General features: G+C 49.5%; 12 protein-coding genes and 1 pseudogene. 4 read left to right on the top strand and 9 right to left on the bottom strand.

Features of this window, described 5'->3' with window-relative positions:
• Nucleotides 1-41: 41 nt before the first annotated feature.
• The 3 genes from DESLBE_RS13565 (at nt 42) to DESLBE_RS13575 (ending at nt 2,677) form a co-directional block, all read left to right on the top strand.
• Nucleotides 42-545 (top strand): isochorismatase family cysteine hydrolase, encoded by a 504-nt coding sequence (locus DESLBE_RS13565; protein ID WP_144677284.1) that lies wholly within the window; start codon nt 42-44, stop codon nt 543-545.
• A gap of 144 nt (nt 546-689) precedes the next feature.
• On the top strand, nt 690-1,076 hold the full coding sequence (locus DESLBE_RS13570; protein ID WP_144677285.1) for a BlaI/MecI/CopY family transcriptional regulator: 387 nt from the start codon (nt 690-692) through the stop codon (nt 1,074-1,076).
• Nucleotides 1,073-2,677: a M23/M56 family metallopeptidase gene (locus DESLBE_RS13575; RefSeq protein WP_144677286.1), complete on the top strand. Its 1,605-nt coding sequence runs from the start codon at nt 1,073-1,075 to the stop codon at nt 2,675-2,677. Before DESLBE_RS13570 ends, DESLBE_RS13575 begins: the two co-directional genes overlap by 4 nt.
• A gap of 150 nt (nt 2,678-2,827) precedes the next feature.
• Here the strand turns inward: DESLBE_RS13575 and DESLBE_RS13580 are convergent, their stop codons facing one another.
• The 5 genes from DESLBE_RS13580 to DESLBE_RS13600 all read right to left on the bottom strand — a co-directional run bounded on the left by DESLBE_RS13580 (nt 2,828) and on the right by DESLBE_RS13600 (nt 8,273).
• Nucleotides 2,828-3,811 carry an oligopeptide/dipeptide ABC transporter ATP-binding protein gene (locus DESLBE_RS13580; RefSeq protein WP_144677287.1) on the bottom strand — a complete coding sequence of 328 codons (984 nt, stop codon included), beginning with the start codon at nt 3,809-3,811 and terminating at the stop codon, nt 2,828-2,830.
• Nucleotides 3,771-4,808: an ABC transporter ATP-binding protein gene (locus DESLBE_RS13585; RefSeq protein ID WP_144677288.1), complete on the bottom strand. Its 1,038-nt coding sequence runs from the start codon at nt 4,806-4,808 to the stop codon at nt 3,771-3,773. The genes DESLBE_RS13580 and DESLBE_RS13585 overlap by 41 nt, the downstream gene beginning before the upstream one ends.
• A 16-nt stretch (nt 4,809-4,824) precedes the next feature.
• Entirely contained in the window at nt 4,825-5,667 is an 843-nt protein-coding gene (locus DESLBE_RS13590) for an ABC transporter permease (RefSeq protein ID WP_144677289.1), read from the bottom strand.
• 13 nt (nt 5,668-5,680) lie between these two features.
• Nucleotides 5,681-6,625 carry an ABC transporter permease gene (locus DESLBE_RS13595; protein ID WP_144677290.1) on the bottom strand — a complete coding sequence of 315 codons (945 nt, stop codon included), beginning with the start codon at nt 6,623-6,625 and terminating at the stop codon, nt 5,681-5,683.
• 64 nt (nt 6,626-6,689) lie between these two features.
• Nucleotides 6,690-8,273, bottom strand: a complete 1,584-nt coding sequence (locus DESLBE_RS13600; RefSeq protein WP_144677291.1) for an ABC transporter substrate-binding protein — start codon at nt 8,271-8,273, stop codon at nt 6,690-6,692.
• Between the two features lie 639 nt (nt 8,274-8,912).
• Here DESLBE_RS13600 and DESLBE_RS13610 point away from each other — a divergent pair.
• Nucleotides 8,913-10,160, top strand: coding sequence for an IS110-like element ISDha12 family transposase (locus DESLBE_RS13610; protein WP_005808714.1), 1,248 nt, complete (start codon nt 8,913-8,915; stop codon nt 10,158-10,160).
• Between the two features lie 217 nt (nt 10,161-10,377).
• Here DESLBE_RS13610 and DESLBE_RS13615 read toward each other — a convergent pair whose 3' ends face one another.
• The 4 genes and pseudogenes from DESLBE_RS13615 to DESLBE_RS26830 form a co-directional block, all read right to left on the bottom strand.
• Entirely contained in the window at nt 10,378-11,886 is a 1,509-nt protein-coding gene (locus DESLBE_RS13615) for a carboxylesterase/lipase family protein (protein ID WP_144674757.1), read from the bottom strand.
• Between the two features lie 60 nt (nt 11,887-11,946).
• On the bottom strand, nt 11,947-13,125 hold the full coding sequence (locus DESLBE_RS13620) for an acetyl-CoA C-acetyltransferase (RefSeq protein ID WP_144677292.1): 1,179 nt from the start codon (nt 13,123-13,125) through the stop codon (nt 11,947-11,949).
• A 54-nt stretch (nt 13,126-13,179) separates the two neighbouring features.
• Nucleotides 13,180-13,923 carry a glucose 1-dehydrogenase gene (locus DESLBE_RS13625; protein WP_144677294.1) on the bottom strand — a complete coding sequence of 248 codons (744 nt, stop codon included), beginning with the start codon at nt 13,921-13,923 and terminating at the stop codon, nt 13,180-13,182.
• 119 nt (nt 13,924-14,042) lie between these two features.
• Nucleotides 14,043-14,310 (bottom strand): annotated as a pseudogene (locus DESLBE_RS26830) (hypothetical protein); the annotation flags it as partial.

Here is a 14,310-nt window from a genome sequence, read left to right on the forward strand (position 1 = left end):
AAAAAGCAAACAAATCAATCTACTTATCAGGAGGAGACACTATGCAGAAAAAAGCCTTAGTAATCATTGATATTCAAAATGATATAACCAAGAATTATAAGGATATTATTGACAATATCAATAAAGCTATTGATTGGGCAGTCAATCATAATATTCATGTTATTTATATAAGGCATGAAAATTTATCAGCCGGCACGAGGACTTTTAAACCCAATACATATGGATCTGAATTAGCTTCAGACTTGAAAATAGTATCAAAAAATGTTTTTACAAAATACAAAGGAAACGCCTTAAGCAGTAAAGAATTTACAGACTTTATTAGTAAAAATGAGCTATGTGATTTCTACATAGCAGGAGCAGACGCTGTTGCTTGTGTTAAATCAACCTGTTACAACTTACGCAAAGCAAATTATGGCGTTAATGTCTTATCAGATTGCATTACAAGTTATGATAAAAGCAAAATTGACGAAATGCTGCGCTATTATGAAAGTAAAGGCAGTAAAATCATTCGTTTAAATGACTTGTTACGAACCTTGATGCCATAAAAAATGTATCACCACTGAACAGCGGCTTTGAGAAAATCAAAGCCGCTGTTCTCTATATTTTTCAAAGCATTATTGACACATATCCCTACACAATGTAGAATATTATTGTCTACACGATGTAGTATAATGAATGGGGTGGCTTTTATGGGTAAACTTCAAAAGATGTCGGACGCTGAACGAGAAGTCATGCAGTTTGTATGGGCGGCTGGCCGCTCGGTTTCCTCTGCAAAATTACTTGACGATTTAAAAACGATTAACAGGGAGTGGAAGCCCAACACGGTTTTAACATTTCTCGCCCGATTGATAGAAAAAGGTATTTTGACCTCTGTACGGCATGGGCGGTCAAACGAGTACATACCACTGATTACCGAGAGCGAATACAAACAGTTTGAAACGCGAACTTTTCTTAACTCTGTACATGACGGTTCTGTAAAGAGTTTTATCACAGCCTTATACGAGGGCAACGACTTGACCGCCGGGGAAATAGCCGAACTAAAACAGTGGTTTTCACAAAAGAAGGCAGAAGAATGAACACAGCGTTTATCGCCGTACTTTTGATGTCGGCAACGGGTATCTTGCTTGTTTTGTGCTTGGCGCTTTTGCGTCCTTTGACAACAAAAACGCTGACCGCAACCTGGCATTATCGTATGTACATATTAGTGGTATTGTTTCTGCTTGTTCCTGTTGGAATTGTTGGCGGTCATCTTTTTTCAAATATACCAAGTACGACGAATCAGGGGCTTCCCAATGTGCCTGTCATTCTTAACGATATGATAACCGTACAACAAACGGATAGATTACCACTACAAACCGGGCCGGCTTTACCGCAGACAGACCCTGCTGCCCTAACGCCCGCCGCGCCTGTAACGACTGCCTTTATACTAAAAACAGTTCTATCGTTTTTGCCGCTTATATGGCTTGTTGGGGTTTTCGTGTTCATTATTTTGTATGGTATTCAGTTTGTCCGGTTCAGGCGGAAAATCATGCGGACAAGTTTGCCAATTGATGATAGGGGAACACTTCTGGCACTAAAAAACTCGATGACTGAAATGGGTATAAAGGGCAAGCTCCGGCCATTGTCAAACAATATCATTAAAACACCCATGCTTGCCGGCCTGTTCAAAACATTTTTAATACTGCCCGAAGTGGAAATGAGCGAAAGGGAGCTTAAAGTTATTCTCAAACATGAGCTTACTCATTTCAAGCGGCGTGATTTATGGGTAAAATCTCTGACGCTTGTGGCAAACGCAATCCATTGGTTTAATCCGGCCGCGTACCGGCTGAGGAAAAACATTGACACTTTCTGCGAGCTTTCATGTGACGAGCAGGTGGTATTGGATATGAACAGGGAAGAACGGCAATTTTATGGCGAAACGATCCTCAATGTCCTGTGCAGGGTTATCAATCAACATTCGGGCATGTACGCTACACTTGCGGAATCAAAAAAAGAAATTGAAAGAAGGTTGACACATATGATGAACGTAAAAAATACCTCAAAACCAATTGTTATTATTTCATTTATTATCGCTGCTACCTTATGTTTTACAGGCTTTGCGATGGCATCGGTCATGAATGTAACAGGAGAGGATACCGATGTCATGCAGGAATCAACCGCCAACCCCCAGGACGAAAAATCGTCTTTGGGGGAATCAAATACACCAGACGATACCTATGTCGGTGGAAATTACATTTGGCCTTTAACGGGTTATCATGTTATCAGCGCTGAATATGGTACCCGCATGCACCCGGTTGAAAAGGCGATGGTATTCCATGATGGGATTGACATCCCGGCGCCTGGCGGCACTCCCATACTTGCGGCCAATACGGGTAAAGTCGTTGAGAAAGGCAAAAATGAGACGGACGGCTATTATGTCATTTTAGATCACAGCAACGGTCAAAAAACTTTCTATGCCCATTTGTCAGAATATGCAGCAAGCCTTGCCAATGATGATACGGTACAACAAGGTAACATCATTGGCTATGTCGGTGCAACAGGCGATGCAACAGGTAATCATCTACACTTTAGCTTGACTATTGACGGTGAGCACATTGACCCGATGAAGGTTTTTTACACAAGAGAATTGAGCTTGAATCCAAGTATTAAACGGACATACAGAACATCCCCGAACTAACCGCTGAAATGTTATGTAGAAACAGAGAAACGGCGTAGCCTTCCGGCCACACCGTTTCCCTGTTAACACTACTTCCTTATTGACGCCCGCCTTTGCGCAGGGTTCTTTATTGTTGCTGCGGTATTCTTAATTCAAGGTTGCTTCATCCGCTCAGACAATGGACATATCATATAATAAGCAGGCTGTCCTGCTGTCTTGGGAGGTAGGGATGAGAGCCGGATCGGTTTCCCGGCATTTTTCCATGGCCACAGGGCAGCGTGTATGGAAGCGGCAGCCGGCGGGGGGATTGGCCGGGCTGGGGAGATCTCCTTTTAAAAGAATCCGCTCTCTGTCCCGCAGCTTGGGATCGGGTAAGGGTACGGCGGCCAATAAGGCCTTGGTATAAGGATGATGTGGGTTGGCGAACAGTTCCTCTTTCCCGGCGAATTCGGCGATTTTGCCTAAATACATGACGGCGATTTGATCACTGATATGCTTGACCACTTGAATCCCGTGGGCAATAAACAGATAGGACAGCCCCAAATCCTTTTGAATTTCTTTCAGCAGATTGAGGATTTGGGCCTGAATGGATACGTCCAGGGCGGAAACAGGTTCATCGCAGACGATCAGTTTGGGCTGGAGGGCAAGGGCACGGGCAATGCCGATTCTTTGTCTTTGCCCCCCGGAAAATTCAATGGGATACCTGCTGCCATGATAGGCGGCCAGCCCTACTCTTTCCAAGAGTTCATCCACCCTTTTCCTCCGCTCTTTATGAGTCCCGGCTTTATGGAGAACGAGGGGCTCGGCAATAATATCGGCAACCGTCATGCGGGGATTCAGTGAAGAATAGGAATCCTGGAAGATCATCTGCAGATTCTTGCCCATGGCTTTTTTGCTTTTGTACTCAGAAAGCTTTCTCCCTTCAAAATAGATCTCCCCGGCGGTGGGCTCGGTAAGCCCCACCACCATGCGGCCGATGGTTGATTTCCCGCAGCCGGACTCCCCCACCAGACCCACGGTTTGACCGGGGTAAATATCCAGGCTGACACCGTCCACAGCTTTCACGGAATTGCTTTTTTGGCCGAAAAGCCCGCTTCCCACCGGAAAGTGTTTCTTAATGCCCTGCAGTGACAAGAGCGGTTGCTTCTCTGTCATCTTGATCATCCCCCTTCCCTGATGTGTGGAGCCAGCAGGAAACCCGGTTCCCTGAAGGGTGCTGCTCCAATTCAGGAGCCACCTCGTGGCATTTCGCCATGGCCGATCCACAGCGGGTCACGAAATTACAGCCTGGGGGCAGTTCAAGGGGATTGGGCACCACCCCCGGAATGGCGTCCAAGGTTTCCTTGGAGGGTCCGGACAATGAGGGAATACTGACCATCAGCCCCTTGGTATAAGGATGCTGGGGATGGGCAAAGATGCCTTCCACATGGCCTTCTTCCACAATTTTTCCGCAATACATGACCAGCACCCGGTCGGCGGTTTCCGCTACAACGCCGAGGTCATGGGTAATCAGGAGGATAGAAATCCCAAATTCCTTCTGCAAATCTCTTAACAGATTTAAGATCTGGGACTGAATGGTCACGTCCAGGGCTGTGGTGGGTTCGTCAGCGATCAGGAGTTTCGGATTGCAGGCCAGGGCGATGGCGATCATGGCTCTTTGCCTCATCCCGCCGGATAGTTGATGGGGGTAATCACTGAGACGCCTTTGGGCATCAGGAATACCGACTTTGTTGAGCAGCTCCAGGGCGGTTTTTTGCGCTTCTTTAGGGCTGACTTTTTTATGAAGCAGGATCGCTTCGGCGATTTGCCTGCCGATGGGATGGACCGGGTTGAGGGCGGACATAGGGTCCTGGAAAATCATGGCGATGTCATTGCCGCGGATTTTTCTTAATTCCTTTTCCTTTAGTTTTAGTAAATCCCGGCCTGCAAAGAGGATGGAACTGTCCGGACGGTATTTAATGGCGCCGGCATTCAATCTCATAATGGAAAGGGAAGAAACACTTTTCCCGCTTCCTGATTCACCGACTAAGGCCACAATCTCACCTTTGGCAATGGCGAAGGAAACATCATCCACAGGCTTGATCTCACCTTTGGACGTGGGTATATAGGTTTTTAAGTGATTGACTTCCAGCAAGGGTGTTTCTGTCTTCAATTATCTCCCCCCTTTTTTAGAATATCTTCTGTTGTTTGGGATCAAGGGCTATCCTCAGACCATCGCCGAGGAAGTTCCCGGCCAGGATGGTCAGCATGATGGCTATCCCGGGATAAACGATCATCCAGGGATTAATGTAAATCAGACTGTAGCCTTGCTGAATCAGGTTCCCCCAGCTGACATCGGGAGGCTGGGCGCCCATGCCCAGAAAACTGAGGGTGGTTTCCGTAAGAATGGCCATACTGAGATTGAAGGAGGCCTGGACAACGATGGGCGGGGAAATATTGGGCAGAATGTGTCGGAACATAATCCAGACAAAGCCCGCCCCGGAGATCTTCGCCGCCTCCACATAGGGCTCCAGCCGGACCTGCAGGGTCTGCCCTCTGGCCAGTCTGGCGAATTTCGGGGTAAAGACAATCCCGATGGCCATCATGGCGTTCCAGAGGTTGACCCCTAAGGCGCTGGTAATGCCCAAGGCTAGGATGAGGGCGGGAATGGCAATGATGGCATCGACGATGCGCATGAAAATATCATCGATCACACCGCCGAAATAACCGCTCAGAACTCCCAGGGGCACCCCGACCAGGAGGGGAATCATAATCGCAAACAGAGCCGACTTAATGGCCGTCTGGGAACCCACGAGCAGTTTGCTTAAAATATCACAGCCCAGCCCGTCCGTACCCAGCCAGTGCTCGGCACTGGGGAGCTGCATGACTTTGGTTAAATCTTGCTTGAATGGATCATAAGGTTGAATATGAGGAGCAAGCAGGGCGACGATGACGAGCATGACCAGGAAAATAAAACTGGCAAAAGCGAGTCTTTCCGCCATCAAGCGTTTAAAAATCGTTTTAAAACTCATAGTAAGCTCCCCTCTAATACTCGATTCGCGGATCCAATAAGGCATACACAATATCGGTCAGGAAGTTAATCACCACGACCATCACAATCATGACCAGGACAACACCCTGGACCACGGTGAAATCCCGCTGGCCAATGGCATTGATCACCAGCTGGCCCATGCCCGGAATGGCAAAAATGTTTTCCACAACCACCGTCGCTCCCAGCATGGTGCCCATTAAAAGGCCGATGGTGGTGACTACGGGCAGCATGGCGTTTTGCAGGCCGTGCTTGAAAATCGCCCGGTAGCGGCCGGCCCCTTTGGCATAGGCCGTGCGTATATACTCCGCATCCATGGTTTCCATCAATGAGGAGCGCAATTGCCGGGTGATAACGGCTATCCCGGCTAAACTCAGGGAGAAGCCGGGGAGCAGGATATGCTTTAAAAAGGAGCCCGCGCCGTCGGTAATGCTTATAAAGCCAGTGGCCGGCAGCCAATTCAGATTTAAGCTGAAAATAATAATCAGGATCATAGCACATAAAAAATTGGGTACCGCCGTGCCTAAGGTTCCTAAAAAGCGGGCGGCATAGTCCATCCAGCTCTTGGGAAAGTAAATGGAGGTAATGGCAAAAAACATCCCGCCGGCAATGGCAAAGGTCATGCCCACGGCAACCAGCTGGATCGTAATGGCAAGGTGTTGCTGGATGGCGTGTCCGACCAGTTGTCCGGTAAAGAGGGATCTCCCCAAATCCCCATGAACCGCGTTAGTCAACCAATGAATATATTGCATGAGCACCGGTTGATCCAGTCCTAATTGCTGGCGCAGTTCCGCCACTTTTTCATAGGTGGCATTTTCACCGAGAATGGCCAGGACAGGATCACCCGGGATAAGCAGGATTAGTGAAAAGACGACGAGGGTGGTAATGAACAGCATGGGGATGACGTAAAGGAAGCGCCGCAGCATGAATTTCAAAAACATGATTACCCTCCTTTAAATGGAGTGAAGCAGGATCGAAATCCCACTTCACCATTTCAACTAGAGATTATTTTTGCTCCACCCAAAGGGATGAGAAGATCGCCTTTCCTAACAGGTTCGGTTCAAAGCCTTGGACCTTCTTGTTCATGGCGGCTGTCATGGGCTGGGAGAAGGTGGGGATGGAGAAGGCGTTTTCCACGACGGAGGTGTTGACTATTTTCTTATACAGCTCCGCCCGTTGATTCTGATCGGTGGTGGCCGCAGCCTCTTTAATCAGTGACTCAAGCTCCGGAGTTGTGGCTTTGCCCGGATTATAGTAGCTGTCTTTTCCGTAAAGGCTGGCGATGGTCATCTGCGGATCAGGCCGCCCGGACCAGTTGCCGGTGAGGGCATTGGTTTCTTTGTCGCCGAGAAAACTCTGCACGGCCGCGTTGGGTTCCAGGGTTTTAATCGTAACGTTGATTCCCACCTCTTCCAGCTGCCCTTTAATGCCATTGGCCAGCCTGGTCCACCATTCAATGGGATAGGTGGTTAAGGTGAAGGAAACATTGCTGAGGCCGGCATCCTTCAGCAGCTGTTTGGATTTTTCCGGGTCATAGGGTATGTTGATGCTGTCGTCATGGGCCCAGTAATCTTTAGGGAAGGGCTGAACGGCCACTGTCCCCTGGCCGAAGTTAATCGCATCGATCAATTGCTGGCGATTAATGCCATATAATACAGCCAATCTGGCCGCTTTATCGTTAAAGGGCGGGGCATCCGTGCGGAGATAAATCATATTCAAAGCCAAGGTGTTGGTAGGATTTAAGACAATATTCGCATCAGCCTTTAAGGTGGCAACCATCTGGGCCTGAACATTGGGCAGGAAATCAACCTGACCGGTTTTCAGGGCATTGATCTGGGAATTGGCATCAGGAATCACTTTGACCGTCAGCTTATCCAGATAAGGCAGACCCTTTTGCCAGTAGTCTTGATTGGCTTCATAGCCAATCTCGCCATTGGGAATATGGCTGGTGACGATGAAGGGACCGGCGCCAACGGGATGGAGGGAATAATCTGCCCCATGGGTCTTCACTGCCGTCGGGGAAACCATCATGCCGCCCCGATCCGATAAAGCCAGGATGATGGATGAATCAGGCTGGGACAAATGCAGCTTCACCGTTTTATCATCAACGACTTCCACACTTTGGATATTTTTTAAATCACTGATTTGTGAATCCGTGGAATTGACGCGATCGATATTAAATTTGACAGCCTCGGCATTGAAGGGCGACCCGTCGGAAAACTTTACCCCCTCCCGCAGATGGAGAAGGATGGTCATGTTATCCGGGAATTCCCAGGATTCGGCCAGGCCCGGTTCGGGCTTCATATCCGGGGTGAATTTAACCAAGGTATCATAGAGGGGCCATAACAAGGCATGATCATTGCCTGTGGTCCCTTTGATGGGATCAAAATTGGTCACATCCGCCACATAGGCCACCGTCAATGAGCCGCCATGTTGAGGGGTGCCTGGTGCTTCACTGGCTGGATTAGCAGTTGGGGGGGTATCGGGTGTCTTGGTTGAACCTGATTGCGAACCGCATCCTGAGATGACCATCATCAAAACAACGAAAAGTGTTACCAGGGTGAGACTTCTTCTTTTTAGTTTTGACATTGCCTTTCCTCCTCGTATAATTGATTTAGTTCCTGCCCCACGAGTCCCAAAAACTAATGGAACGTGGGGTATTTAAATGACCATAGAAAACTGGAAATTCAGTAGATATGGTCAACAGCAACAAGATGCACACAGGATAACGCATACCCCATGCAGCCGTCGTGCCTGTGGGCAGTGTGGACAAGTCAACCCCAAGGCATACTTCAAATTCGACTTGTCCAAAGCCTGTTGGGAAAGCTCTTTTAAGACAGACCCCAAAGGACTTTTCCACAGGCTGGCACTGTCCACAGGCTCAGGATGAGGAATACCTGAGATTCCTCAGATCGTTCTTTGACAACAAAAAAGTATTTAAATTTGTTGGGATTTCAAGCAAAATGGTACCGTGAGGTTCGTTCTGGCAAAGCCTTTTCCTCCTTGAGGCTCTGACCTCTTTTTAAGTCTGACTGCCAGCCCACAATTTGAACTTTTAACTCGAAGGTTGCACAGCTTAAAGGGAACTCCTCCGATAGTAGCAGATCGGTTGGATCCGAGGTCTTTTTAGGACAAGTGCTGATTCGGCGAGGTTGTTGACCTGTTGTGGTGCCTGGTCCCAACGTTAATCTTACAAATTGTTTGGCTCAGAAAGTGAGGTGATTTTAATTGAGTTTATTTGTCGGTATTGATGTGAGTTCCAGTGATTTTAAAGTGCGAATCTTAGATGAGCGTGGTAATGAACCGGTTAAAAGGCTACGGGCTTTGAATGATCAGCCTGGTTGTGAGCAAGTTGCCCGATATCTCTTTGACGCCTGTGCTCAAGTGAATGTGGACCGGCTGGTTATTGGTTTAGAGGCCACTTCCGTATACAGTTGGCCGTTACAAATGTTCTTAGCGGAAGACCATTCTTTAGCCCCTTTGCAGCCCCAAATTTATTCCTTTAACCCCAAGGTCGTTGCTAATTTCAAGAAGGCTTATGTGGACCTTCCGAAAAACGATTGGATTGATGCCTGGGTCATTGCCGAACGTCTACGCTTCGGTCGGCTCCCAGAGGGCTCTCAGGTCGATTTCCGCTACTTACCCTTACAGCGCCTCACTCGCTTTCGGTGTCATTTGATTGAGATGATTTCCAGAGAGAAGAATTATTTTCTCACGAACTTGTTCTTGAAGTTTAGCACGCTTGCCCAAGGTGCGGTTTTTAGTAACACTTTCGGCGCTACTTCTGAATCCTTGACACTTGAGTTTTTTTCTCCAGAAGAGGTTGCGGCTCGACCGCTTGATGAACTGATTGATTTCCTCATGGAGAAAGGAAAACGTCATTTCGAGGATCCGGAAACCAAAGCCAGAGAGTTGAAGGAAGCTGCCCGCAAGGCCCATCGACTGCGTGGAAGCCTATTGCAACCCATTAACCTTATCCTGGCCACGAGCATTGAAACCATCCACACCTTGGAGAAGCAGGTAAAGAAAATCGATAAGGCAATCGAAGCAGAAATCAGGCATTTCCCGAATACGCTCATTACCATTCCCGGTATTGGCCCTGTGCTTTCAGCGGGTATTATTGCTGAGATCGGAGACATCCGTCGTTTTCCGAATGAAGGAGCCTTAGCAAAGTTTATTGGGTTAACCTGGCGTACCCACCAGTCAGGTGATTTTACAGCCGATGACACACCCTTAACTCGAACTGGCAACACCTACTTGCGCAGTTATATCATCCAGGCTGCTAACTTAGTACGCCAAAAGGAACCAGAGTACAAGGTCTTCTACCAACGTAAATTTTCGGAAAGTAAGACTCATCATCATCGCCGTGCTCTCGTGCTTACTGCACGCAAACTCGTCCGTATGGTTGATGCTCTGCTACGCAGCAACCAAATCTATAGGCCACATGGCAATAGGGGGAATGCTAACCAAGCATGAATTGCGCTAACCGATACTCCATTTTTGTAACTTTTTCCCACGATAGTTTGGGAATGAGATGGTTTCTTGTTGCCTTTTTTGCCCACTGATTATTAGCTAACTGAAAATTTGACTCGCTTAGAGTCTTGACATATTACCGAAGGACTTTATATTTGCAAAGATATATTGGCAAAGACTTGTTCCCAATTCATGGTTGCAGCAGGCATTCCTCCTTCGTTTAAATTTTAAAGACTTGTTCCCAGCTCAAGCGTTTGCGGCCGTCAGGGTCATTGACGACCTCATTATGAGTATTGAAAAGCATGGTGGCCCGGTTTTCCTCATCGTAGGGGGGCCAATCAGGCAATCCCGGGTTGTTCGGATCGCCATGGCGGGCGAAAGCAATCCAGGCTCGATGCATCAGTCCGGCCAGTTGGAAGCGGCAGGGCTCTTTTCCTGTCAGCTCTTCCGTTTCCTGAGCAAGCAAGGTATTCCAGACAAAAGGAATCTCCAGGCCATGAAAAGCCTTGGCCTCTCCTCCTAAGGCCTCGCTTGCATAGTCAAACCGATACATCCAGACAGGCGCACCATGCTTTGCCTGGCCTTCACTGAAATAAATAGCCGGATAGGTAAAGACATAATGAGTCATCGCATCTTCATAGCCTGCCTGATTCAAGGCCTGGCTCAGGGCTTGGTTCAAAGCGTTCTCTTGGGCAGCACTGTGAGAACCAGCCGCCCAGCTTGAGCCAAATGTCCGTTCCAAAAAAACCTTGATTTCATTTTCATCCATGTCTTTCCACGCCGGATCGAAATATGTAAACAGCTTGTTTTCATGGGCGTTGGTACCCACCAATACCGGAATATCCTTGGCCAACCCTGCATACAGCACTTTTTCCGGATGTTCGGCGATAACAATGCCGTCGCCGACCGGACCAAAGGCCCGGCGCGGCAAAATCCCGCTGGCCTCGATAATCTTTTCTGCAGGAAGGTCTGCCAATTCGGATAAATTTTGCCGATCAATCTGGAGCTGAGCAAGGAGCTGTTCCGTCATTTTCACCGCTGCTTCCAGGGTTACTTTACAGCGGGCCGTCCCGCTCTGCAGGATGGCTTTGTGAAAAAGCCCCCGGGCCAGGGGCATGGCCAACAGATTACCCACACTGACAGCTCCTGCCGATTCACCAAAAATCGTCACATTATGGGGATCACCGCCGAAGGCTTCGATATTTTCCCTGACCCATGTTAGGGCGGCCACTTGATCCAGAAGCCCGCAATTTCCTGAACCCCGGTAAGCTTCACCTCCCATATCGCTTAAATGGAGAAAGCCAAACACACCCAGGCGATAGTTAAATGTGACGACCACCACATCCCCTTGTTCGGCAAAGGATTTCCCGTCATACAAATGGCTTGAACCGGAGCCATACATAAAGGAACCCCCATGTATCCAAACCAGTACAGGCCGTTTTTTCCGATCGGCGCCTGGGGACCAGATGTTGAGATATAAGCAATCCTCGCTCTTATGCAGCGGCGAGTCACCCAAAAACTTCATGGAGGGGCTCTCCCCCTGGAGTGCCGCCGGACCAAATTCTTTGGCTTCCCTCACCCCTGCCCAGGCCCCTGGTTCCCGGGGCGGACGGAAGCGGAGAGAGTGAAGGGGCGGGGCCGCATAAGGTATCCCTTTCCAAATGCTGACCCCGCCTTCCCTAATCCCTTCCACCAGACCAAAGCGGGTTTCTACTAGGGTCGCTGACATATTAAGCATCCTCCCTTTCTCCGTGCCGGAGACATGGCATGAGGGGGACCTTCCCCGGCATCAGCCTTCGACAACAAGGGCGATGCCCTGCCCGCCGCCGATGCAAAGGGTGGCCAGACCCAGCTTATTCCGGCGTTTTTTCATTTCATGCACTAAGGTGACGAGAATACGGGTGCCGCTGGCGCCGATGGGATGCCCCAGAGCAATGGCCCCGCCATTGACGTTCACTTTCTCCCCGGGGAAGCCCAATTCTTTGGTGACAGCTAAAGCCTGTGCGGCAAAGGCTTCATTGGCTTCGATCAGATCAAGCTCATCCAGGGCAATGCCTGCTTTCTGCAAAGCCTTTTTCACGGCATTGACCGGCCCGACTCCCATAATCGCCGGGTCCACCCCTGCCATGCCGTAGCCTTTAATGGCCGCCAGATAAGGAATCCCCAGGGCAGCGGCTTTTTCTTTACTCATCAGCACACAGGCCGCGGCGGCATCATTGATACCGGAAGCATTGCCGGCGGTTACCGTGCCGTCTTTTTTAAAGGCCGGTTTTAACTTGGCTAAGGTTTCCACCGTTGTGCCGGCCCGGGGATATTCATCCCTGTCGAAAATAACCGGTTCCCCTTTTCTTTGGGGGATCGCCACCGGGACAATCTCCTCTTTAAAGCGGCCTTTTTCCATCGCCGCCACGGCCTTAGCCTGGCTCCAGGCCGCAAACTCATCCTGCTCCCTGCGGCTGATGCCATATTTTTCGGCGACATTTTCCGCCGTAATCCCCATATGATACTCATTGAAAGCACACCACAGGCCATCCTTGATCATGCTGTCCACAAGGGTGCCATGGCCCATGCGCTGGCCCCATCTGGCCTGGTCCAGGAGAAAGGCCGCATCCGACATGCTTTCCATCCCGCCTGCCGCCACAATCTCGGCATCCCCGGCCCTAATGGCCTGGGCCGCGGCAATGACCGCTTTAAGTCCTGAACCGCAAACCACATTGATGGTCTGGGCTGTCGTTTCCACAGGCAGCCCTGCTTTCAAGGCTGCCTGGCGGGCAGGATTCTGCCCCAGCCCGGCTTGCAGAACATTGCCCATAATGACTTCATCCACTTGCTCTCCCTGAATACCTGCTCTCTGCACCGCTTCCCGAATAACCAATGCTCCCAAATTAACGGCCCCATACCCCTGCAAAGCGCCTCCGAAGGAGGCAATGGGGGTACGAACCGCACTGACGATGACGACGTCCTGCAAATTTATCCCTCCCCGCTGTTCATGTCTTCACGCCGGCCCTGCCGGGCTGACCTCTTATCTGTAGATATAGCCGCCGGCTACCAGAATTTCCTCGCCGGTAACAAAGGAGGACTCTTCGCTGCACAAATAAGCGATGACGTCAGCCACTTCCGAAGGCTGCCCCATCCGTTTAAAGGCGGTCTTGTTGATGTAATCTTCCAGAGCCTGCTCCGGCACGGCCCGCATCATCTCCGTGTCGATCACCCCGGGGCGCACGCAGTTGACGTTGATGTTGTATCTTCCCCCTTCTCTGGCCAGACTCTTGGTAAAGGCAATGGTGCCCGCTTTGGTGAAGGAGTAATTGGCCTGGCCGGCTTCGCCGCTGGAATTGGTGGAGGACAAATTGCAAATCTTGCCGTACTTTTTCTCCCTCATAATCAGCCAGGCTTCCTGGGTGCAGTTAAACAAACCTTTGCCGTTGACGGCCATCACATCATCCCATTGCTGCTCCGTCATTTTATGAAAGATGGCATCCCGGGTGATTCCGGCATTATTGACAAGGATATCCACCGTCCCAAACTTGGCCATAATCGCTGCAAAAGCAGCCTTTACACCCTCACGGCTGACCACATTGCAGCCCAGGCCGATCACCTTTTCGCCGCTGGGATCCAATTCCAGAGCCAATTCCTGGGCGCCGGAAGCATCCACATCAAGCACCGCAACCTTTGCTCCCTCCCCATAAAACTTTCTGACAATCGCTTCCCCGATCCCTTTGGCTCCGCCGGTAATCACAGCAACTCTGCTCTCAAATTTTGCCATAAATAAACACCTTCCTCTTTCTGCTTTTTGTCTTGGAGATTCCTCTCCAACAACTTTCGAGTCACTATTTTTATACAAGCAAAAAGCATGCCAGATTATGCGGAGGTTTTCTGCTTTGATTAGCAGGCATTTTTAGGAATTTTCAGAATACGTCTCCAGAGTACAGGCCTTGGCGTGTTGTAAATCTGCAATATTGTGCGTGGTGTAATTGCAATATGTCTTATTATTACGACTAACTGCCGATATAGGAAGCCTGGCTTGTCTGAAGACTGAAGGGAAGCGATAGGTTCTCCAGGGTTTTGCTTTACACCGTTCGCTCCATAAGCTGCGCGGACAAAACTAACGCTCAAGCTCTCCGCTCCGTCGGGACGCCGGCCAAATCGCTCC

The sequence above is a fragment of the Desulfitobacterium sp. LBE genome (assembly GCF_007830365.1).
Classification (GTDB): Bacteria; Bacillota; Desulfitobacteriia; order Desulfitobacteriales; family Desulfitobacteriaceae; genus Desulfitobacterium; species Desulfitobacterium hafniense.